Origin of the sequence: Mycobacterium angelicum, assembly GCF_002086155.1 — a bacterium.
Lineage (GTDB): Bacteria > Actinomycetota > Actinomycetes > Mycobacteriales > Mycobacteriaceae > Mycobacterium > Mycobacterium angelicum.
Genome location: NZ_MVHE01000040.1, coordinates 21,103 through 43,299, shown reverse-complemented (window position 1 = coordinate 43,299; position 22,197 = coordinate 21,103). Strand labels below are relative to the sequence as shown.

The 22,197-nt window shown below is 66.1% G+C and carries 19 protein-coding genes, 1 pseudogene and 1 riboswitch; of the genes and pseudogenes, 10 read left to right on the top strand and 10 right to left on the bottom strand.

Annotated features, from left to right (window positions below; all coding sequences use genetic code 11):
• Positions 1-106: 106 nt before the first annotated feature.
• The 7 genes from BST12_RS19920 to BST12_RS19890 all read right to left on the bottom strand — a co-directional run bounded on the left by BST12_RS19920 (position 107) and on the right by BST12_RS19890 (position 8,482).
• Positions 107-1,324, bottom strand: a complete 1,218-nt coding sequence (locus BST12_RS19920) for a cytochrome P450 (RefSeq protein ID WP_083114854.1) — start codon at positions 1,322-1,324, stop codon at positions 107-109.
• 14 nt (positions 1,325-1,338) lie between these two features.
• Positions 1,339-2,823, bottom strand: a complete 1,485-nt coding sequence (locus BST12_RS19915) for an aldehyde dehydrogenase family protein (RefSeq protein WP_083114853.1) — start codon at positions 2,821-2,823, stop codon at positions 1,339-1,341.
• A 6-nt stretch (positions 2,824-2,829) separates the two neighbouring features.
• Positions 2,830-3,717, bottom strand: a complete 888-nt coding sequence (locus BST12_RS19910) for an SDR family oxidoreductase (protein ID WP_083114852.1) — start codon at positions 3,715-3,717, stop codon at positions 2,830-2,832.
• Positions 3,714-4,835, bottom strand: a complete 1,122-nt coding sequence (locus tag BST12_RS19905) for a spirocyclase AveC family protein (protein ID WP_083114851.1) — start codon at positions 4,833-4,835, stop codon at positions 3,714-3,716. The genes BST12_RS19910 and BST12_RS19905 overlap by 4 nt, the downstream gene beginning before the upstream one ends.
• A gap of 3 nt (positions 4,836-4,838) precedes the next feature.
• Positions 4,839-5,951: an ABC transporter substrate-binding protein gene (locus BST12_RS19900; RefSeq protein WP_083114862.1), complete on the bottom strand. Its 1,113-nt coding sequence runs from the start codon at positions 5,949-5,951 to the stop codon at positions 4,839-4,841.
• A gap of 82 nt (positions 5,952-6,033) precedes the next feature.
• The gene (locus BST12_RS19895) at positions 6,034-6,855 is read right to left on the bottom strand and encodes a CbbQ/NirQ/NorQ/GpvN family protein (protein ID WP_211281312.1); all 822 of its coding nucleotides are present in this window, start codon (positions 6,853-6,855) and stop codon (positions 6,034-6,036) included.
• Positions 6,856-6,865: 10 nt separating this feature from the next.
• The gene (locus tag BST12_RS19890; protein ID WP_083114860.1) at positions 6,866-8,482 is read right to left on the bottom strand and encodes a nitric oxide reductase activation protein NorD; all 1,617 of its coding nucleotides are present in this window, start codon (positions 8,480-8,482) and stop codon (positions 6,866-6,868) included.
• A 132-nt stretch (positions 8,483-8,614) separates the two neighbouring features.
• On the opposite strand from BST12_RS19890, the gene BST12_RS19885 reads away from it, so the two are divergent.
• Together BST12_RS19885 and BST12_RS19880 are read left to right on the top strand one after the other, a co-directional pair.
• Positions 8,615-9,742 (top strand): acyl-CoA dehydrogenase family protein, encoded by a 1,128-nt coding sequence (locus tag BST12_RS19885; RefSeq protein ID WP_083114850.1) that lies wholly within the window; start codon positions 8,615-8,617, stop codon positions 9,740-9,742.
• Complete coding sequence (locus BST12_RS19880; RefSeq protein ID WP_083114849.1) at positions 9,739-10,821, top strand: acyl-CoA dehydrogenase family protein; 1,083 nt, start codon at positions 9,739-9,741, stop codon at positions 10,819-10,821. Before BST12_RS19885 ends, BST12_RS19880 begins: the two co-directional genes overlap by 4 nt.
• A 132-nt stretch (positions 10,822-10,953) precedes the next feature.
• Here the strand turns inward: BST12_RS19880 and BST12_RS33540 are convergent.
• Positions 10,954-11,291: pseudogene (locus tag BST12_RS33540) on the bottom strand (Acg family FMN-binding oxidoreductase); the annotation flags it as partial.
• A 504-nt stretch (positions 11,292-11,795) separates the two neighbouring features.
• Between BST12_RS33540 and BST12_RS19870 the strand changes: the two are divergent.
• The gene (locus tag BST12_RS19870; protein ID WP_083114848.1) at positions 11,796-12,590 is read left to right on the top strand and encodes a helix-turn-helix transcriptional regulator; all 795 of its coding nucleotides are present in this window, start codon (positions 11,796-11,798) and stop codon (positions 12,588-12,590) included.
• 53 nt (positions 12,591-12,643) lie between these two features.
• Positions 12,644-13,027: a DUF488 domain-containing protein gene (locus BST12_RS19865; protein WP_083114847.1), complete on the top strand. Its 384-nt coding sequence runs from the start codon at positions 12,644-12,646 to the stop codon at positions 13,025-13,027.
• Between the two features lie 199 nt (positions 13,028-13,226).
• On the opposite strand, the gene BST12_RS19860 is transcribed toward BST12_RS19865, so the two are convergent.
• On the bottom strand, positions 13,227-13,529 hold the full coding sequence (locus BST12_RS19860; protein ID WP_083114846.1) for a hypothetical protein: 303 nt from the start codon (positions 13,527-13,529) through the stop codon (positions 13,227-13,229).
• A gap of 476 nt (positions 13,530-14,005) precedes the next feature.
• Between BST12_RS19860 and BST12_RS19855 the strand changes: the two genes are divergently transcribed.
• The 6 genes from BST12_RS19855 to metE all read left to right on the top strand — a co-directional run bounded on the left by BST12_RS19855 (position 14,006) and on the right by metE (position 20,318).
• A complete protein-coding gene (locus tag BST12_RS19855; RefSeq protein WP_083114845.1) occupies positions 14,006-14,299 on the top strand; it encodes a hypothetical protein in 294 nt (97 codons plus the stop codon).
• A 272-nt stretch (positions 14,300-14,571) separates the two neighbouring features.
• Complete coding sequence (locus BST12_RS19850) at positions 14,572-14,817, top strand: hypothetical protein (protein ID WP_245850448.1); 246 nt, start codon at positions 14,572-14,574, stop codon at positions 14,815-14,817.
• A 159-nt stretch (positions 14,818-14,976) separates the two neighbouring features.
• The gene (locus BST12_RS19845) at positions 14,977-15,450 is read left to right on the top strand and encodes a GreA/GreB family elongation factor (protein WP_083114844.1); all 474 of its coding nucleotides are present in this window, start codon (positions 14,977-14,979) and stop codon (positions 15,448-15,450) included.
• A 279-nt stretch (positions 15,451-15,729) separates the two neighbouring features.
• A complete protein-coding gene (locus BST12_RS19840) occupies positions 15,730-16,992 on the top strand; it encodes a TetR/AcrR family transcriptional regulator (RefSeq protein WP_083114843.1) in 1,263 nt (420 codons plus the stop codon).
• The gene (locus BST12_RS19835) at positions 16,989-17,630 is read left to right on the top strand and encodes an SDR family oxidoreductase (RefSeq protein ID WP_083114842.1); all 642 of its coding nucleotides are present in this window, start codon (positions 16,989-16,991) and stop codon (positions 17,628-17,630) included. The genes BST12_RS19840 and BST12_RS19835 overlap by 4 nt, the downstream gene beginning before the upstream one ends.
• A 25-nt stretch (positions 17,631-17,655) precedes the next feature.
• A riboswitch (cobalamin riboswitch) is annotated at positions 17,656-17,889 on the top strand.
• 149 nt (positions 17,890-18,038) lie between these two features.
• A complete protein-coding gene (gene metE, locus BST12_RS19830) occupies positions 18,039-20,318 on the top strand; it encodes a 5-methyltetrahydropteroyltriglutamate--homocysteine S-methyltransferase (RefSeq protein ID WP_083114841.1) in 2,280 nt (759 codons plus the stop codon).
• Between the two features lie 56 nt (positions 20,319-20,374).
• Here the strand turns inward: metE and BST12_RS19825 are convergent, their stop codons facing one another.
• On the bottom strand, positions 20,375-22,108 hold the full coding sequence (locus tag BST12_RS19825) for a DUF3556 domain-containing protein (RefSeq protein WP_083114840.1): 1,734 nt from the start codon (positions 22,106-22,108) through the stop codon (positions 20,375-20,377).
• Positions 22,109-22,197: the final 89 nt, after the last annotated feature.

Sequence of the window (22,197 nt, the reverse complement as noted above, 5' to 3'; positions counted from 1 at the left end):
GGGCGCATTCCCCGAAACCAGGCGGTACACACCTTTTCTTGCCCGCGAGCGTGCGCAGAATGCCGCTCGCGACGGCGTGTCACTGCACAGACACGCACGCTCGCGCCTAGGAGGTGGGGGGGTGGAAGAGGACGGGTAGGGAGGTGGGTGAGCGGAAGACTTGGCCGCGGATGTGGGGATCGTCGCCTTCGGGATCCAGCCGCAGGTTGGGCAGCCGGTCGAACAGCAGATTGAGCGCGACCCGCATCTCCAGCCGGGCCAGATGCATTCCCAGACAGACATGCACACCGTGACCGAAGCCGATATGCGCTCTGGCCGACCGGAAGACATCGAAGCGGTCCGGGTCGGGATAACGGTCCTCCTGCCGATTGGCAGAGCCCAGCATCGGCATCACCGACGAACCGGCCGGAATGGACACGCCCGCCAGTTCGGTGTCCCGGGTGGCGACGCGGGTGATAGTCAGCAGCGGCGGTTCCCAGCGCACCGCCTCCTCGATCGCCTGCGGCAGCAGCGTGCGGTCATCCCGGACCGCATCGAGTTGCATTGTGTCGCTGAGCAATCCGAACAGCATATTGCCCAAGGAGCGATAGGTGGTTTCCACGCCCGCCGGCAGCAACAGCCGCAGGAAGGAAAAGATCTCCTCATCGGAGAGCCGCTCGCCGTCGATCTCGGCCTGGGCCAGACCGCTGATCAGATCGTCGCGCGGCTCTTTTCGCCGGGCCGCGAGGATCGGCGCGAAGTACTCCTGCAACGCCTGCGAGGCCGCACGGCCGCGCTCGGGGTTGATGGTGAAACTCAGCAACGAGATCGACCAGCGCTGAAACTGCGGATAGTCCTCGCGCGGCAGACCAAGCAGCCCCGCGATGATCTGTGTCGGATAGGGGAAGGTGAACTCTTTGACCAGATCGGCGCTGCCGCGGGGGGCGAACTGGTCGATCAGCTCGTTGCCGACCCTGCCGACCAGTTCGTCCTCCCAACGCGCTAACGCCTTCTGCGAGAATGCCTTTGACACCAATGCGCGGTGCCGGCCGTGCTCGGGCTCATCCATGCCGAGCATGACGTGGCGGCCCAGCACGTCGCCGAACGCGTCGATGATGATCCCCGACGAAAAGGTCTCGTTGTCGCGCAGCATCTGCTGCACTTCTTCATGCCGGTAGACGATGAACACCGGCTTGGACTCCTCGTGCGGCAGAACCGACATGTCGATGCGCTGTACGGGTTCCTCACGCCGCAACCGGGCCAACTCGGTGTAGGGATCGCGGACGTCACCGGATACCACGTCGTCGAAGGCGCCGAAATCCTCCAGATCATCGAACAGCTGCACGCATGCCCCCTTCGTTAGCCAGCCGGGTAGGCCACCGACTTGATCTCGGTGTACTGGTCGAAGCCGGCCACTCCGTTCTGGCGTCCCACCCCGCTGTATTTGTAGCCGCCGAACGGTGTGTCGGCGCCGTACGGGGCGCCGCCGTTGACGCCCATGAAGCCGGCCCGGATCCGGCGGGCCACCGCCAGCGAACGCTCCAGCGAACCCGACATGACGTTGCCGGCCAAGCCGTACCTGCTGTCGTTGGCGATCCGGATCGCCTCCTCCTCGTCGTCGAACGGAATGACGGCCAGCACCGGCCCGAAGATCTCCTCCTGGGCGATCGTCATCGAGTTGTCGACGTCGACGAAAAGCGTTGGCCGCACGAAGAATCCCTTGTCGAAGCCGGTTTCGGCGTCGGGTCCGCCGACCAGCGCGGTGGCGCCCTCTTCGACGCCCTTGCGGATATAACCGAGCACCCGCTGGCGCTGCCGGTCGGAAATGACTGGGCCGCAAAGGGTTCCGGGGTCCTGAGGGTCGCCACACGTCACGTTGTCGTAGATGCTCTTGAGGATCGCCACCCCCTCGTCGTAGCGAGACCGCGGCAGCAGCATCCGCGTCGGGTTGGCGCAGCCCTGCCCGGCGTGCATGCAGGGCGCGATTCCGATTGCGCAGGCCAGCCCGAAGTCGGCGTCCTCCAAGACGATGGTGGCCGATTTGCCGCCGAGCTCCAGGAAGAGCCGCTTCATGGTCTGCGCGCCTTTTTCCATGATCCGCTGGCCGACCGCGGTGGATCCGGTGAACGAGATCAGGTCGACCTTCGGCGACAGCGTCAGCTCCTCGCCCACCAGGTGATCCGACGCGGTGACGACGTTGACGACACCCGGTGGGATGTCGGTCTTTTCGGCGATCAGCCGGCCCAGCCGGGTGGCGTTGAACGGGGTGTCCGGCGCCGGCTTGAGGACCACGGTGTTGCCGGTGGCCAGGGCCTGGCCGATCTTGTTAATGGTGACCTCGAACGGGAAGTTCCACGGCACGATCGCGCCCACCACACCGACCGGTTCCCGCCACACCTTGCGGGTGGTCAGCGTGCCGGTGAGGCTGATCACCTTGTCGCCCAGGTCGGTTTCCCAGGCGTACTCGTCGATCAGCCTGGCCGGGTAGCGCAGCCCGTCTTCCAGCGGCGCATCCAGCTGGGGACCGAAGGTGATCGCGCGCGGCGCGCCGACCTCCAGGATGAGCTCCTCGCGCAGCTCTTCGCGTTCGGCGTCGATGGCGTCGTGCAATTGCAGCAGGCAGCGCTTGCGCAACTCACGATTGGTGGACCAGTCGGTCTCGTCGAAGGCGCGGCGGGCGGCATCGATCGCGCGGTGCATGTCCTCTTTGGAAGCGTCGGCCACCTCACCCAGCGTCTCCTCGGTCGCCGGATTGATATTGGTGAAGCTGCCGGCCTGGCCGTCGACGAGCTTGCCGTCGATCATCATCCTCGGCTCGAACCGGACCTTTACAGTGTCAGCCATCTTTGTTCAGCTCTCTTTCGATGAAGCGCTGCTCAGAGCGCCATAGCGCGGAATGCCCATCGCCAGACGGGTCACCCTATGGAGAGCCTTACTGGAAAGTAGCCGGTTGGCAATAAGCAACATGCGCGCGTCAGGTCCGACGGCGTGGCGGGCATACGGCGCGTCGTCGTCGACGACCTTGACCAGGCGCCGGGCGAAGCGCTCGGGTGACGCGGCGAAGCGCATCGCGAAACGGCCCCGGCGGTCGACGCTGCTGTGCAGCCCGGCGTACGGCCCGGTGAAGTCGCGCAGGTCCGAGGTCCCGGCGTCGGTGATGATGTCGGTGTCGAACATTCCGGTGACCACGACCGTCACCCCCAGGCCGAATGGCGCCACCTCACCGGCCAGCGATTCGGCCCACCGTTCCAGCGCACCCTTGGCGGCCGAGTAGGCCGCCGTCTCCGGCATGCCGCGCACCCCGCCCTGGCTGGAGATCACCACGATGCGGCCCCGCCCCGCGGCGCGCATGCCGGGCAGCAAGGCCTGGGTCAGCCGTACCGGCCCGAAGACGCTGGTGGCAAACATCTGCTCCCACAGCTCCATCGGCGTCTCTTCCAGGGTTCCGGCCGCCGATATCCCCGCGTTGTGCACCAGCGCGTGCGGTGCGCCGACGGCCGCTTCGATGGCCTTGGCGGCCGCCGTCACCGACGCGGCGTCGGTAAGGTCGAGCGCAACGGCGATCAGTCGCGGATCATCCTCGGCTGCACCGGTTTTCGCGCGCAACAGAGCAAGCCCGGCTTCGGGTGCGCGCATGGCCGCCACCACCTGCCAGCCTTGCCGATACAGCTGCGTCGCTGACGCCAGCCCCAGCCCGCGCGACGCGCCGGTGATGACGATGCTGCGGGCCTGGGTCATGGGTTGGGTGCGCACCTATTGCCGTTCGCGCCCAGCTGGACGTCGGGGCGCCCGTTGGGCTGCGCGCTCATCCAGGTCGACCAGATGCCTACCGAGTAGGGTCCGGTTTGGCCATTGCGCTCGTAGAAGCCTTGCGGGTCATACACTTTGGCCTCCGGGTACGGCCACGCGCAGGCCACCGAGGTGGCGGTCCGAGTCCACTTGATGATCGCGAACCCGGTGCCGTAGGCGAAATACGCGAGGTTGATCAAGACGAACATCACCGCGAACATGCCCAGTGCCGGGCGGCGCGGGAAGATGCGCACCCGCTGGGCCAGTTTCTCGGCCACCGTGCGGCCGGTGTCGTCGCGGTACAGCAGCACCCCCGCCGGGATCATCACGAAGGTGACCATCACGGTTTCCCAGATGAACGGGAACTGGTAGGTCTGGCCGACGAAGGCCGACCCGAACGGAATGACCTGGGAGTAGATGTAGAAACCGGTGCGCACCAACGTCATCTCCAGCATGGCGTCGATGAGAATGCCCACCGGCAGGATGATCAAAGCCAGGCAGATCAGCGGGTGGCGCCAGACGAATGCGTCAACGGGCCTGCGCGCCTGGATCTTTCGCATGATCCAGATCGCCGGAAAATAGGGGCCGAGGTAGAACATGATGTACCCGATCACCAGAAACGGCTCCACCGTGGGCGACAGCGACACCAGCGGCCAGTCTTCGGGCCAGTGCCACAGTTGCGGGTTGTACACGGCGTAGGGCGACCAGTTCATGATCGGGTCCTGCCAGACGATCAGCGTGGTGACGATGCCCATCAGCAGTACGGGATGCGCGCCGTGCCGCCGCCATGCCACCACGTAGACGGCGATGATGATGGACATCGAGATGATCGTGAAGATCTGGAACAGGTCCAGCCAGTGCTGGTAGCCGAACAGCGGCTCGACCGGGCGCGGTGCGCCGGTGACTTCCGGGTTGCGAATCCGGTCGGAGACAGCGCCTTTGCGGGCGTAGTAGGCGATGACGCCAAGGACCGCGACGGCGAGCGCAAGCCATATCGCGGCCCTGACGGACGTCCCCTTGTGCTCGGTGGGCGTGGCTGCCTCCGACGTCCGCTGGGTTGTCGTCATGGGTCACTCCTGGCCGAACCGGTCGACGAGGTGAGAGTTGACGCCGTCGGCATCCAGGCGGCGGGCCACCAGGTAGCCCGCCCCCATCCAGGCCCGCCGGGTCCACTTGCCCAGCGACACCCGGGTGCCGGGCGCACCGGATGCCGCCGGCAGCATCTTCACCCGCTCCAGCGCCTCTTTCACTCCGCGGGGGCTCAACGGATGGGCGTCGGCGAAGGCGTGCAGCAAGGTGGTGGCGACGTCGCGGTTGACCACCGGCACGCAATACTGCGGGCGCCGGCCGTAAGCCTGCTCGAACTGGTCCAGGAACGCTTGGCCCACGCTGTTGCCCTCGTCGTACTGGTCGATGCCGGTCCAGCCCATGAACGCCTGCCACATGATCGGATTGATCCAGGCGTTCTGAAACGCGGTACTGGTGAACCGGGGCGGGTCCCAATTTAGTTCTGCCAGAGCGGGATTGATGAATACGATGCCAAAGCCGAAACCGCAGTGCACCAGGGCGCTGGGCTTCGCTTCGTGCAGCGTGCGAACCGCCTCGCCGACGTCCTGCGCGGTCTGCGCGACCTGCGCCTCGGCGACGATGCGAAGGCCTTTGCGCCGGGCGGCGTTTCGGAAGTTCTTCAGATAACTCTCGCCGACCAGCGACTTCTCCACCAGCACGCCGACTTGCTCGTGACCGCCCTTGGCGAGCAGGTCCGCCCAGAAGATCGGCTCGTCGGTCATCGACCCCTGCGGAAACGCGAAGGTCCACTCCCCCAGCCAGTCGTCGCTGCCGCAGACGTTGACCGCCGGAACCCGGAAGCGCTCCTCGATCGCCTCCCGCAGCGGTACCGCGTTCTCGCTGATGTGCGGTCCGAACACCACCAGGCAACCCTCGTCGACCAGCTGGCCGTAGGCGTCGATGACCGCCTTGACGGTGCCCTTGGGCAGACCCTCCACCTCGCGGTAGACGATTTCCACCGGCCGGTCGATAACGCCCTGGCTCATTCCGTCGGCGAACACCAGGTCAAACGGCCTCGTCAGATCCTCCCGCATCTCCTGCGGGTAGAACTCCGGGAGCAGGAAGTCGAACAGGTAACCGATCTTGATGGGCTGCGCTTTGCTCTCGTAGGACAATCTCACCCTCCGTTAGCGCGGGCATCCGCTTCGGTGAAAACCTAACATTTGTTCCCACGTTATCGTGCGGGATATATCGTCGTCAATGACCGGCCTGCGGGCCGGGCAGATAAACGTCGATCATTTCGGCCAGTCCGCTCGCGGCGTACGCGTCGTCGGTCAGCGGACCCGCAATCGCGGCCCGGGCGGCCTCGCGCGCGCTGAGGCCCTCTGCGGTCAGCCGCCCCGCCGCGATGAGCACCCGGGTCGACGCCACCTCGCGCAGCCCGCCGCTTTCCAGCCGCCGGATCGCCTGTGCCAATCGCACCAATTCAGCGGCCACGTCGGACCCGATGCCGGCCTCGTGGGCGACGATCTTCTCCTCGACATCGGCTGTGGGAAAAGTGAACTCGATGGCGACCATGCGCTGCCGGGTCGAGTCCTTGAGATCCTTCAGGACGCTTTGATAACCGGGGTTATACGACACCACCAGGCAAAACCCTTCCGCTGCAGCAAGAGTCACGCCGAGCCGTTCCAGCGGAAGCTGCCTGCGGTGATCGGCCAGCGGATGCAACACCACAGTGGTGTCCTGCCGGGCCTCGACGACTTCGTCGAGATAGCAGATCGCACCCTCACGCACCGCCCGGGTCAACGGGCCGTCCACCCATTCGGTTTCACCGCCGCGCAACAGATAACGACCGACCAGATCCGCGGTGGTGAGGTCGTCGTGGCAGGCCACCGTGATCAGTGGGCGCCCCACGTCGTAGGCCATCGCCTCCAGAAACCGAGTCTTCCCGCAGCCGGTGGGACCCTTGAGCAGAACCGAGAGTCCTTGGCGGAAGGCAGCCTTGAACACCTGTTCCTCGTTGCCGACCGACACGTAGAAGGGGCGGGTCACGGTTTCCCTAGCCTCCATGGGCGCCATGGGCGCCAGCCTAACGCGGAACAGATATTTGTCTCAAGTTCCGTTGGGTCTCGGGCCGACGGACTTCGGCGGCGCGCAACGCGGTGCGGAACAGCCGTCCCACCACCTGACTCAGTTCTTCGGGTCGCGCGATGGTGGCGTGCGCGGCGCTGCCGAACACCCGTTGCAACTCCACGGGATCGGTGCCCGCGCCGATCGTCAGGCACACACATCCGGTGCCGCGCCCGCGCGCTTCGGCCAGGGCTCGCCGGGCGTCGGCGGCGCCATACTCGCGTTCATAGCCGTGGTCGTAGGCCAAGCCATCGGAGACCACGATGAGCAACCGGCGCGTGGTGCCGCCGCGGCTTTCCAGCACCGCGGCGCCGTGTCGGATCGCCGCACCCAGGCGTGAATAGGCGCCGGGCACCAGGCCAGCCAGCCGGCGCAACGCCCGTACGTCGAGCGCATCGTCGAACCTCTTGAGCGGCATGAATTGCACCGACTGCCGGCCTTGAGAGTGAAATGCGTACAGCGCCAGGCGGTCTCCGATCTCGTACAGCGCGACGGCCAGCGCCGCCGCGGCACTGCGCTGTTGCTCGTGCACGGACTTGCCCGACGCACCCGCCTCGGCTACCGAGCCGGACACATCCAGCAGCAGGAGCACAGCGAGGTCGCGCCCCCGGCGCAGGCTCTCGACGTACACCGCCTCGTCGGGTGCGGACCCGGCCGCGAGTTGCACCCGCGCTTCGATGGCGGCGTCGATGTCGAGGTCGTCGCCCTGGACTTGACGATGGAACCAATCCGGACCCAGGCCTAAGCGGGCCAGCGGTCGCCGCAACGCATACCCGTCCAACGGATCCGGGTTCGCGACGTCCTTGACGCGGGGCTGCTCCACACGCACGGTGCACCAGTTCGGCCGATACGCCTGGCGATGAATGTCCCACTCCGGATAGGTGATTCCCGCGCCGGCGTCACCAGCGCCGCCGATCAGACCCGCGGGCGCGGTGGATAGCACCGCGGTCGCGACGCCCCGCCCACCGGAGCGGCTCCGGTGGGTGGGTGCGTCCGCGCCGGGTTGGCCGCCCTCGCCGAGCTTGCGCACCGGCCGCAGCATTTTCCGCAGCAGCTTGCCCAGTGCCCCACCGCCGCCTACCGGGCTGGTGAACATGTCGCCGGCCGCGTCGCCCTCATCGGTGTCGTCCTCGTCGAGTTCGGGCAGGTCCTTGCTTCGTAAATCCCCGGCCGCCAACAGCTTCCGGGGGCGGATCGTGCCAAAGCTCGCGGGCGGGCCGTCGATAGGCCGGCGGCCGCGCGCCAGCGCGAGCGAGGCGGCCGGCGAATCGCTGCGCACTTCTCCCGCGACGAGCGTGCGCAGCGATGACGGAAGCTCGTTTGCGGCTAGCGCCCGGTGGCCTTCAATCGCCAGGTAGCGAGCGGCCAGGGTGGGACGCCGCTTGAGTCTGCGCAGTATGGCGGGCTCCAGGCTGCCGGCCGCCAGTAACGAGGCTTGCACTGCCAACGCCTCGAGCCGTTGGCGCGCAGTGCCGTCGGCGTCGAGGAAGATCGTCGCGCCATCGGTCCACGGCGGGTCGCCGGGTTCGGCCGCCGCCACTTGCAGGGTTCGGCCGGACAGCGCCGAAGCCAGCATGCCCAATCGGGCCAGCCGATCGGAGTTCACCCGGTCGCCCCTCAATACCCGCGATCTCGATTGACCAAATATCTGTTCCAACGTAAAGTCCGGCGTGAGCACAGTCAATCGCGCAGAGGTAACCGGACGCACGTGGATTTCTCATACCCGGCCGAAGTAGAGCGGTTTCGAGGCGACCTGCGCGCGTGGCTATCGGCCAATCTGACCGACGAGTTGATCGCCGCCCGCCGCCATCCCGGCCGTGACGCGGAATTCGAGCTGCTGCGGCAGTGGAATGCGACGCTGGCCGACGCGGGCTGGGCGGCGGTCTCCTGGCCCCGGGAGTACGGCGGTCGCGGCGCGACCGTGCTCGAGCAGCTGGTGTACACCGAGGAAACCACTCGGGCCCGGGCGCCGTTGCCGCTCAACGTCATTGGCATGAACAACATCGCCCCGGCGATCATGCAGTACGGCACCGAAAACCAGAAGACGACGCTGCTCCCCCGCATGATGCGCGCCGACGACATCTGGTGCCAGGGTATGTCGGAACCCGAAGCCGGATCCGATCTGGCCGCGCTGCGCACCCGCGCGGTGCGCGATGGTGACGAATTCGTGGTGACCGGACAGAAGATCTGGACCTCACTCGGGCATCGAGCGAAGTGGTGTCAGCTGTATGTCCGCACCGATCCCGACGCGCCCAAGCACCAGGGCATCTCCTGTCTGATCGTCGACATGAGCCTGCCCGGCATCGAGGTCCGTCCGCTCGTCACGCTCAACGGCGAGACCGATTTCGCCGAGGTGTTCCTGCACGATGTGCGCGTGCCCGCCACCGCTCTGCTCGGTCCGCTGGACGGCGGCTGGCAGGTCGCCACCACCACGCTCAGCCACGAGCGTGCCGGGGCCGCACGGCTCTATGCCGAACTGCAGGTGCGGCTGCAGGAACTGGTGGCCGACTTGCGCACGGCCGGGGCGCTCGATGATCCGGTGACGCTGCGCCGCCTCGGTGAGCTTGCAGTCGACATCAAGTATCTCGAAGTGCTCTGCCAGCGCTCGATTTCGGCGACACTGCACGGCGGTGACCCGCTCGGGTCGGCCAGCCTCGCCAAAACCGTGTGGGGTCAGATCGGACAGGACCTGGCGGCGCTGGCCTTCGACACGCTGGGCACCGGCCGGTGGGCCGACTACCGGTTGACCTCGCGGTCGCTGACCATCGCGGGCGGCACCACACAGATCAACAAGAACATCACCGCCCATCGCGTGCTGGGGTTGCCCCGCCGATGAACCTCGAACTCACCGACGAACAGGTCGCGTTGCGAGATACCCTGCGCCGCTTTCTTTCTGAGAAGGCATCGATCTCGGGCCATGTGCGGGCACTGCTCGACGACCCCACCGGTAGCACCGGAGCCGTTTGGCGCGGTCTCGCCGATCTCGGCGCGACCGGGCTGTTGGTACCGGCCGAATACGGTGGCGCCGGGATGACGATGGTCGAGGCCGGCGTCGTCGCCGAAGAGCTGGGGGCCGCGCTGTACCCGGGACCGTGGCTGTCCAGCGCGGTGGCGGCCGTGCGGGCGCTGGCCCGGTTCGGTGCCAAAGCACCCGGGCTGTTGACCGGGATCGCCGACGGCACCACGATCGCCACCGTGGCGCTCGATCAGGCGGCTGGTACTTCGCGTGCAGTTGGGATCGTGCTGACCGGCGCTCTTAGCGCCGTACCCGACGCCGCGGCCGCCGACGTGCTGCTTGTGCTCGCCGAAACAGCCGGTGACACAGCGCTTTTCGCAGTCGATACCAGCGCCCCGGGCGTGTCGGTGACGTCGGAGCGTGGTATCGACCAGACCCGCAAGGAGTTTCGTGTCGAATTGGACGGCGTGGCCGCTCAACGCCTGGCCGACGCGCCACCGGATGCTGTCGCGGCGCTGGCCGACGACGTACTGATCGCCCGCGCCGCCGACGCGCTCGGCGCCGCACGCGCCGTCCTGCATCTGGCCGTCGACTACGCAAAGGTGCGAAAACAGTTCGGACAGGCCATCGGATCGTTTCAGGCGATCCAGCACTTGTGTGTCGACATGTACGAAACGGTCGAGCTGGCCCGCAGCGGGGTGATCCACGCGCTATGGGCCGCCGATGAGGCGGACCCGGCCGAACGTCATCTGGCCTCGGTGCGGGCCAAGGCCTTCTCCGGGCGACTGGCGACGGTGGCCGACACCGCGATTCAGGTGTTCGGCGGAATCGGCTACACCTGGGAGCACGACGCGCACCTCTACCTCAAGCGCCTGCTCGGCTGGAGCGCATTTCGCGGCGGTCCGGACCGCTATCTCACCGAACTCGGTGCCGGGCTGGCCAAATCGGGTCTGTCGTGATCAGGCCGCGCAACCACGCGGAATAGTCTGCGGCGCGGCGTCGCGGGCAACGGATCTGCGTTGATCGGCGCCCAGCCCACCCGCGCCAGCATCTGCGGCCACCCGCGGGTACCAAACGCGCAGCGGATCGCATCGCGTAGCCATTGAGGCGATCGCATCCGCGGGCACTTCCCACGGACTGTAATGCCGGCGATCGGTTCGCCGTCGTGGGATGGCCGCTGCCAACACGACATCGATCTGATCGGCGGTTTGTGGGTACACGTCGATCGCAGCAAGGTAGTTGGGGTCAAGATCAGGTCCCGTTCGTCGGGATCGGCGTTGCGCAATTGCATGCTCGGGTCGGCATACAGACCTAACCTGGCGTTGCCGACCCGCCAATGCCACGGTTGCGTGTTGTAGATGGACGGCGCGCGAGTGGCCAGTGCCAGGACCGTCCACAGTGTCTCGGCATCCGGAAATTGCGCATTCATCGTTTCGGCTGCCTCACCTCGACAACTGTTGTCACGTCAAGGCTACCGCGATCGCATCGCATCTGCTGACGACAGCCGGTGCCGTGACTCCTGTTCTCGTGGTGGTGTGGCGGCTCGGCCAGGCTGCTGCGGTGGGCGTAATGCGCCACCTTCGTTCTCCCAGCGGTGCTGCGCTGTCAGCGCGATGCGACGATCCTCGGCCTCATCCGCACCGATACTCGTCAGTTTGTCAGTGGTCGAAACGTCGTCCGGATTAGCCGCGGCCGTCACGGCCCGGTAGCCGCGGGTCGGGTCAGTGTGAGGAGGAATCACCAGCGTCCGTGGGGCATTCGGGTGCAGAGTCGGTGTAGACATAAACGGCCTCCCGCCTTCGATCGTCGTTGACCCGAATCCCCCTGGGATTGCGCAAACACTTGGTAAACAGCGACTTTCGCCGCTGAATCGTCGTTGCCTTTCCGGATGGGTGGGTTAATATAAAGGAAGTATATCCGTTAAATAGTCGAGATGGAAGTCGGCGAGTTGAACGAGGCGACAGACACCCGGGCCGGGCGGCAGCGACAAGATCGCCTGCCGCGCAACCGGCAACGCGAACGGGTACTTGCGATGGTGCGCGAGCACGACGGTGGGATAGATGCCGTCGAACTTGCCTCACAGATGGGATTGCATGTCACGACCGTGCGGTTTCATCTGGACGGGCTCTGCGACGAGGACGTGATCGTTCGCACCAGAATCAACCGCCCCGGGCGCGGTCGGCCACGCACCGGTTATCGGGCCGTCGGGGCGCGGGTGGACTATCGGGCTCTGGCCGAGGTCCTTGCGATGGAACTGGGTCGGACGGAGGAAACACGTGCGCGTCGCGCACAGCACGCCGGGCATAAGTGGGCCGCCCGGATAGCCTCTCCCCGGGCGATCGGCATCGATGTTGCCGAAGATGCGTCGCACGCCGACGACGTCGACGCGCTCGATCGAGCGGCGATGGACACCACCGCGACTTTCGCTGGGATGGGGTTCGCCCCGGAGCTTGCCGCCACCGCAGAACCACGACCCTCGTCGGCTGAGAGTGGGTCGGCGCTCGGGGCGGAGCGGATCATTCGGCTGCACGCCTGCCCGGTGCGGGAGCTGGCGCGGTCACGCCCCGAGGTGGTGTGCGCAATACATCTGGGTTTGCTGCAGGGTCTGGTCGACAAGTCACCGGCCGGGGGCGAAGGCGGGCCCAAATCCGTACGCCCGGCAATGACGGCACACCTCGAGCCGCTGGTCGAGCCCGACCTCTGTGTAGCCAGGCTGGTGGCTGGGTGAGTGAAATGTCCGCTACGTACCGGTCGCAAGACCATGCCAACAAAGGAGGGGCAATGCGCCGACAACGACACGTCAAGGTGGGCCGAATCTATGATTCGGCAACACCCGACGATGGCACGCGGGTTCTGGTGGACCGGATCTGGCCGCGCGGCATGAGCAAAGACAGGGCCCAACTGGATGAGTGGTGCAAGCAGGTCGCGCCGTCGACCGAACTGCGGAAGTGGTACCGCCACGACCCAAAGTTGTTCGACGAGTTCGCCCGTCGGTACCGTGCGGAGTTGACCGAGTCCGACCGCGCGGACGCACTAGCGCATCTGGGTGACTTGGCGGAGAAGCAGATGCTGACACTGCTGACCGCGTCCAAAGCTGCCGATATCAGCGAAGCCGCTGTCCTCGCCGATCTCGTGGCCCACGGCACACACTCCGGCGGGGACTGACCGAGCTCACGAAAAGGCCGGGCCGCCAACGCAAGCCGCACACTTTCGCACGGCAGGCCGCCACGTAGCCGCCCATGGCTACCGGGCGGCTCAACCGCCGCCAACACGCGGCACGATCAGCTCCCTGGACATCACACCCGGGAGCCTCTCCAAAATGCGGAGGTGGACGAACCCCAGCGGATCCGGCCGCACGCGGCGGTCAACGCGACAATGCCAGCACCGGCACGCTGAGGCTGACCAGCATCAGGGTTAAAAGGAACCATCCAGCGCCATGCCAGATCGGCCATACACCTTCGGCCCGCCACACGCAGTAAGTCTTCAAGAACGCGCCGACCCCTCCCGCGAAGAGAAGAACGGGTACTCCGAGCGCGCCTATTGGTGCGCGCGTCATGCCGAACACGAAAAACGACAGGCCGGCCATGACCACAACGACAACGACGTAGATCGCCGCCGCGCGAAAGGTGGGTGGGTCGTTCCAGCGTTTCTCGACGTCATTGACCATGAGGCCTGCGTTCCCCGTGGTGCGACGCGCACCGGAGGGACACCGGGACCATCGGGACACACCGCACCACGAGCCGCCTCCACAACACTATTTACGGGATTATATCCCTCTAAATGGTCCAGCACAGGCCGGCGGATTGCAGGCGGTTTGCCCCGCGAAACGCAAGGCTCAGTTGCCAGGGGATGCACGGCCCGTCGGATTCAGAACTCTATTTATACAAGTGCAATTGTATTAATGTATGAGTATGTGGTCTCTGTGTGCCACAGCAGGCGCGGGAGCAACGACGCATCCGACCGATCGCTGCTACCCCAGGCATCCCGGTGTTCGGGTCGAAAGCCCTGCCCGGCAATCGATGCCGGCGCGAACGCGGACCGAATTGCACGTTGGCGGGCTGATTCGCCAGCCAGTCCTGGCGCTCCGCCCATGCCGGAGATCCGCGGAACACAGGACAACACAAGAGAATTAGGAGATTCACAATGCAGAACATCGAAACCCCGCAAGTCGAATCGCTTGGCGATCACGATTACCTCGTGCACGTCACTCAGGACGGCGACCTGGTCACCATCCGAATGCGAGCCACGCCAGAGGTCGTGGCTCGCATCGGCGGGCCCGGCGCCGACGAAACTCGCATCATCACCGCGACGATGGCCTTTCTGACCGCGCGGCAGCGCCCCGATGACCTTCCCGGGCAACTGGACCTTGAGGACATCGTCGCGGCGTACGACGACTATCTCGACGACCTCCACCTTGAGATCGGCAACCCGCGCTGAACACACGCGGGGCGGCGGCCGATCACTACGACGCGGCCGATCATCAACGGATTCGGCGGCCGGCGACCGCGACATAGACCCCATCTTCAGCACCGGCGCTATCGCATCGCGACAACGGACCGCCGCGCAGTTGTCCGGTTCCGGCAAACGCTAGGCCGCCCGCCTGCTCCACCATGGAGGTAGCGGGGAACTGTCAACCCCAGTTCCAACTGTGGAGGTGTGATGATCGGCGTCGTGTCCCGCGATGTCTACGTAGCGGGCGGACACGGCATGTGGAGATTGGCGCACAGCCCGGTGACCGGTCGCCTGTCGGCCGAACAGATCACCACGAACTTGCCGCGCTGCGCACCGGCCGCAGCATGGAGGTTACGGATGACTTCATGGATCACAACCCCAATCTCACCCCGCGCCGTTCAATGCGACCCACCCGCATCCGCAAGATTCAGGATCTGCTGACCAATGCGGTCGTCAGTGAGAATCCTGTCGACGGGCGAACAACGCATCTACTCAATCCCTAACGAATCGGGGCGCCTCGTGACGCTGCTAGATGCCGTGCCCTACGGACTGAGTGCGGCGAAACGCACACGGCCAGAAAGAAAGCGAAGGGTTCACCGAATCGCGACTAGCCCAGCTGGCGCGTCGGTGCTTACCACCGCGCCGTAATGGAAGGAGCAGAAATGACCACTACGCAAAGCGTATGGATGTCGCCGCAGGCCTACCGGCGGCTGCAAAGCGAACTTGGCAGCATTCGCAAATCGCGTGCCGCCGCAGTTGCCGCAGTCGCCGACGGCGATATCGATGAAAGCAACGGGACCGTCCAACGGGCTTGGCAGACAAGGATTCAACGGATTAATGACCTATTGGTCAATGCCGTCGTCGGCCGGCAACCCCCCGACGACGGGGTTGCCGAACCCGGCATGGTTTTGTCGGTCCGCTACGACGGCACCGGTGAGACCGAAACATTCCTACTGGGTGTGCGCGACGCCGAGTACGGCGATTTGGAGGTCTATTCGACCCAATCCCCGTTAGGCGCCGCGATTACAGGCGCCCGCCCTGGTGAACGACGCACCTACACCCTGCCCAGCGGCGACGTCCTGAGCGTCACGCTCCTCAAAGCCGTGCCATACGGCATTTGCCAGGCTGACGGGTAGTGCCGGGCTGGGCCCGGCGACAAAGGCCCGAAATAGTCACGTAAATAGGTCAATTGCAAGATATTGCCTATGCGTCGCATTTATCGGCGCTTCCCTTGCCGACACGAACAGACGACTTTCGATGCCGCTGCCTCCAGGTTGGTGCCGGGCTCGATCTTCGAGGAAGTGTTCGGAGTCTGCGAGCAGCTCGGGGTAACGTCCTAAGCAGGGCCTTTGTCGCGGGTGGTCTGATAACCTCTAACAAAGATTTGGTTCAGCGGGGAGGACAAGCAGCCGGCCATGGCCAAAGCCGACACCGCGAACGACACCGGAACCCGCCGCGCCGAGATCCTGCAGACCGCGGCGTCGCTGATCGCGTCGTCAGGACTGCGCACTTCCCTGCAGGAGATCGCCGATGCGGCAGGCATTCTGCCGGGCAGCCTGTATCACCACTTCGAATCCAAAGAAGCCATCCTCATCGAACTGATCCGCCGCTACCAGGCCGATCTGGATCGGATCGGGCACGCGGCGCAGGCGCGTTTGGATGAGCCCGATTCGCGGCCGGCGGACGAACAGATCGGCGACCTGGGGGCCGCGATCGCCAATTGCGCCGTGCGGCATCGTGCGGCGCTGCAGATGTCGTTCTATGAAGGGCCCAGCGCGGATCCCGAACTGGTGACGCTGACCCAGCAGCGACCGGCCGCGGTCCAGCAGGCGATGCTGCAAACGCTGCGCGCGGCCCGGTGGAGTGGCTACATCAACGACGAGGTCGACCTCCCCATACTCGCCGACCGGATCTGCCAATCCATGCTGCAGGTCGGGCTCGACGTCATCCGGCACAACTCTTCGGCCGACCAGGTGGCCGGCCTCATGTGCCGAATCATCCTGCAGGGCTTGGCTGCCCAACCGCCGGCCGATTCGGTGCTGGACGGTTCCAGCGCCTTCGCGGCGGCCAGTGACGTCATCGCATCGTGGGCCGACGACAGCGCGGCCGACCCCAGCGATAAGGCGGCTCAACTGCGCGCAGTGGCGCGAACTGAGTTTGGCCGCAAGGGATATGAGGTGACCACCATCCGCGACATCGCCGCCGCGGCCGGGCTCGGCACCGGGACCGTGTATCGGGTGATCGGATCCAAGGATGAACTGCTCGCCTCGATCATGCGTTCCTTCGGGCAGAAGGTCGAGGCCGGCTGGGTCAGTGTGCTGCGCTGCGACGCCACGCCCATCGCCAAACTGGACGCCCTGAGCTGGGTCAATGTCAATGCGCTGGACCGGTTTTCCGACGAATTCCGGATTCAGCTGGCCTGGATGCGGCAATCGCCGCCCGACACGGCCAATCCCGGCTGGCTGTACACGACGCGGCTGCGCCAGATGAAAACGCTGCTGTCCGAAGGCGTCCGGTCCGGCGAGATCCGGATCGACGCGCCCTCGACGGTGATGCTGGCAAGGTCCATCATCGGCATGCAGTGGATCCCGGAGAACATCCTGCGCGCGGTCGGCACCCGGACCTCGCTCATCCTGGCGCGGGATACGGTGCTGCGCGGCGTTGCGGTCCGCCCGTGACGCGCGTCGCGGTGATCGGCGGCCACGGCAAGGTCGCATTGCAGCTGGCCCGGATCCTCACCGAGCGTGGCGACGAGGTGAGTGCTGTCTTCCGCAATCCTGACCACACCCAGGACGTGGCCGCCACCGGCGCCGCGCCCGTCGTCGCCGACATCGAGCGACTCGACACCGGCGCGCTGTCGGATCTGCTGGCCGGACACGAGGCGGTGGTCTTTTCCGCCGGGGCCGGCGGCGGCAACCCGACACGCACCTACGCCGTCGACCGGGACGCCGCGATCCGGGTGATCGACGCCGCCGTAAGTGCGGGAGTCAACCGCTTCGTCATGGTGTCCTACTTCGGTGCGGGGCCGGGTCATGGTGTGCCACAAGATGATCCGTTCTTCGCCTACGCGGAGGCAAAGGCCGCCGCCGACGCGCATCTGCGCGACAGCGAACTTTATTGGACCGTGCTGGGCCCCAGCCGGCTCACCCTGGAGCCGGCCACCGGCCGGATCGCCGTCGGCGCGGGCAAGGGCAGCGTTTCGCGCGCCGATGTCGCGCTGGTCATCGCCGCCGCGCTGAGCGACGACTCGACGATCGGCCGAACCATCGACTTCAACAACGGCGACGTGCCGATCGCCGACGCGCTGGCCGGATAGCCGTGGCGGCCGAGTAGCCTCGACAGCGCAGCTGGTCTGCCGTCGCCGCGCCGCGGCGCCGGCATCGAGCGAAGCAGAAGATGCGACGCGAGAGGGAATCCGGTGCGAATCCGGGACTGTCCCGCAGCGGTATGCAGGAACGAACACCGTCTCGTCAGTAGACAAGCACTGGTCTCAAACAGATTGGGACTGGGAAGCGACGGTCAGTAGGAGCACCGGCAGGTGCGCGCCTGCGAGTCCGAAGACCTGCCAACTGTGCCGGGCGCGCCGCGCCCGGCGGGCTCATCGCCTCGTGGAATGGGCGTTTGGCCGTACGTGTTGCGGTTACGTAGTTATGGTGCCTACCGCGACCCGGATCGGCTGCGCGTCCGCGGGCGGTGACCAACACCGTCGATTGAAGGACCGATCGTGACCGCTGAACCCTTTACCGCAACCATCACCGGCTCTCCCCGGATCGGGCCGCGCCGTGAACTCAAACGCGCGACCGAAGGCTACTGGGCCGGGCGCACCAGCCGATCAGAGCTCGAGACCGTTGCCGCCACGCTGCGCCGCGACAACTGGTCGGCCCTGGCCGCGGCCGGCCTGGACTCGGTGCCGGTGAACACCTTCTCCTACTACGACCAGATGCTCGACACCGCGGTGCTGCTGGGCGCGCTGCCGGCCCGGGTGGGCGGCATTTCCGACGAGCTGGACCGGTACTTCGCCGCCGCGCGCGGCACCAATGACATTTGGGACGTCGCGCCGTTGGAGATGACGAAGTGGTTCGACACCAACTATCACTACCTGGTTCCAGAAATCGAGCCCGCGACCCGATTCGCCCTCAACCCGGACAAGGTGCTCTCCGAGTTGAAAGAGGCTCTGGAGCAAGGGATTCCAGCGCGCCCGGTCGTCATCGGGCCGGTCACGTTCCTGTTGCTGAGCAAGGCCGTCAACGGCGGTGCGGCTCCCATCGAACGGCTCCGGGAGCTGGTGCCGATCTACTCCGAGCTGTTGTCGCTGCTCGCCGATGACGGCGCCGCGTGGGTGCAGTTCGACGAGCCCGCGCTGGTCACCGACATCTCCGCGGACGCTCCCGCGCTGGCCGAGGCCGTCTATACCGCGCTGGGCTCGGTGCACAACCGTCCCGCCATCTATGTCGCCACCTACTTCGGCGACCCGGGCAGCGCCCTGGCGGGGCTGGCCCGCACACCCGTCGAGGCGATCGGCGTCGACCTGGTGGCCGGCGCCAGTACCGCCGTCGCCGCCATACCCGAGTTGGCCGGCAAGACACTGGTGGCCGGCATCGTGGACGGACGCAACATTTGGCGGACCGACCTGGAGGCCGCACTGGACAAGCTGACCACCCTGCTGGGTTCGGTTGGCGCCGTTGCCGTTTCGACGTCATGCTCCACCATGCACGTGCCGTACTCGCTGGAACCCGAGACCGATCTGGACGACGCGCTGCACAGCTGGCTGGCGTTCGGCGCCGAAAAGGTGAGCGAGGTCGTCGTCCTGGCCCGCGCTTTGCATGACGGGCGCGAAACAGTCGCCGACGAGATCGCGGCATCCAACGCCGCCGTCGCATCCCGCAAGCGCGATCCGCGCCTGCACAACGGGCAGATCCGGGCCCGCATCGATTCGATCGTGGCCTCCGGCGCCCACCGCGGCGACCCCGCGCAGCGCCGCGCCAGCCAGGACGCACGGCTGCAGCTGCCGCCGCTGCCGACCACGACGATCGGCTCCTACCCGCAGACATCGGCGATCCGCAAGGCGCGCGCGGCGCTGCGCGCCCGCGAGATCGATTCGGACGAATACGTGCGCCGGATGAAGTCCGAGATCGCCGACGTCGTCAAGCTGCAGGAGGACCTGGGTCTGGATGTGCTGGTGCACGGTGAACCGGAGCGCAACGACATGGTCCAGTACTTCGCCGAGCAGCTGGACGGCTTCTTCGCCACCCAGAACGGCTGGGTCCAGTCCTACGGCAGCCGCTGCGTGCGCCCGCCGATCCTCTACGGCGACGTCGCCCGGCCCCACGCGATGACGGTCGGGTGGATCACCTATGCGCAGTCGCTGACAGACAAGCCGGTCAAGGGCATGCTGACCGGTCCGGTGACGATTCTGGCGTGGTCGTTCGTGCGTGACGACCAGCCGCTGGCCGACACCGCCAACCAGGTGGCGCTGGCCATTCGCGACGAGACCGTGGACCTGCAGTCCGCCGGCATCGCGGTCATCCAGGTCGACGAGCCGGCGCTGCGGGAGCTGCTGCCGTTGCGTCGCGCCGATCAGGACGAGTACTTGCGTTGGGCCGTAGCGTCTTTCCGCTTGGCGACCTCCGGCGTCGCCGACTCGACGCAGATCCACACCCACTTGTGCTACTCGGAGTTCGGCGAGGTGATCGGCGCCATTGCCGATCTGGACGCCGACGTGACGTCCATCGAAGCGGCCCGGTCCCACATGGAAGTGCTGGACGATCTGAATGCGATCGGGTTTGCCAACAGCGTGGGACCGGGGGTCTATGACATTCATTCGCCTCGGGTGCCCAGCGCCGGCGAGATGGCCGAGTCATTGCGGGCCGCGTTGCGGGCCGTTCCCGCCGAGCGGCTGTGGGTCAACCCGGACTGCGGGCTGAAGACCCGCAACGTGGACCAGGTGACCGCGTCGCTGCGCAACATGGTGGCCGCGGCGCGGGAGGTGCGCGTAGGGGTCTGACTGTGGCCGCGAGCGTAACGCCACTGCGACTTTCGGTGCTGAATTTCGCGGTGGCGTTACGCTCGCGGCGCGTCCGATTCGACGTGTACCGGCACGTCGTCGGCCCAGGGCTGGCGGGTCACCATATCGGCAACCCGGACGTAGCCGCGCTCGAACTCGCCGGTGGCCGCGTCCACCAACCGGTAGGCCTGCGTCTGCTTGTGGATGGGCTGCGCGTCGAGCAGCACGATGCGCACCTCGCCGGGCTCGAAGCGGCAGCGCTGTTGCATGGCCTGGATCAGCTGCTCGTTGTGCATGTGGCCGTCGCCGAAGTTCCAGCCGATGGCGGTGCTGCAGATCCGTTCGCCGTCGGTGATGACGTAGTCGTCCTCGTTCTGGCCGGCCATCGCCCGGTGCGCCAGCGTGAACAGCGCCCGGCCGTGGGTGTTCATGGCGCGAAACGCATATCCCAGATACATCGGGATCTGTGCTCGATCCTTGCCGTAGAAACGCTCCAGCTGGGCCTGCGGCATGCTCGCGATCGCGACGATGCCGCGGGTGATCTTGTCCGCACCCGAGGGTTTGATGCACCACAGCGTGGTGTCCCAATTGCCGGCGTAGTAGCGCATGCCGGGCAGAAACGAGATCTTGCGCGGAAACAGGTTGCCCAGTATCACGGTTCCGGCCACCACGGCGAACAGAATCGCTACTGGCACAGGGTTTTTCACATCCGTCAGACCCAGACGCGCATGGCCGACGAACAGCGACAGCACGCCGAAGATCATGAAGACGTTCCACTCCAGCGGCACGCCCATCGGGATGGCCGTCAGGATGCCCAAGTGGAAGCACACCATCACGATCGCCGCCACGGTGGTGGGCCAGCCGCCGTGCGCGAAGAACAAGACGACGGGCACACACATCTCGATGAAGGTGCTGACGTGGGCGAAGATCCGCGACAACAGCCCGGGCCGCAGATCGTCGGGGAACTTCTCGAAGAACAGCCGCTTGATGAACCGCGGCCGAAACAACGGGTTGTTGGACATCATCGTGGAGATCACGAACGGGAAGTGCTTGTTGAGCTTGGAGGTCGCCGCGCCCATCCAGATCACCAGAAACACCAGTTTGGCGGCGACGATCATGTCTATCCCGCCGAACAAGAACGTCACCGTCAACGATGCGTATACCTCGCCGCGGGCGGCCAGGAAGATGACTTTGTCCCGCAGCCCGGCCACCCCGAGCAGCACCAGAATCAACACAATCTGCCACGTCGGCAGCAGCCCGACCGTGCTGCCCAGCTCGGGTACCGGCCCGGTGCCGTCGGTGAACAGCGCCGCCACCAATGCGATCAGCAGCAGTGCGTACAGCGCCACATCGACCGGCTTGCGCTTCGTGCCGTGAGTCATCGGGACCCGATCCGGCCACGGAGGCAGCCGGATGGTGCCGAACCGCAGCCAATACAGAATCGAGCCCATGGGCGGAAAGAACCGGTTGTTCAGCGGCCCGAAGCCGCAGCCCAGCCCGACGACCTCGAAGAGCATCGTGTACAGCACGACCTTCTCGAACACGATCGGCTCGGCGTACCACGCCCGGACGTTGGTGAAGCCGTCGATTCCCTTGGTGCTCAGCACGATCAGCCACGCGAACAGGATGTAGAGCAGGATCTTGGCGACGTAGAACAGATGCAGTACCACCGGCGTTCCGAAACCGACCTCGGCCCAGTGTCTGGCCATCGGCCGGATCTTTTCGCTGCGGGTGCCCTTGCTCCACTCGGCTACGTCGATCTGGGGCAGTTCGGGCTTCAGAAATCCCATGGTTTGACAGATTAGAACGTGTTCTAAGCGCGCGCTCGGTCCGTCCGCCGAATCCTTTACCGGCGGGTCGTTGCGGGGCTACCGTGAAG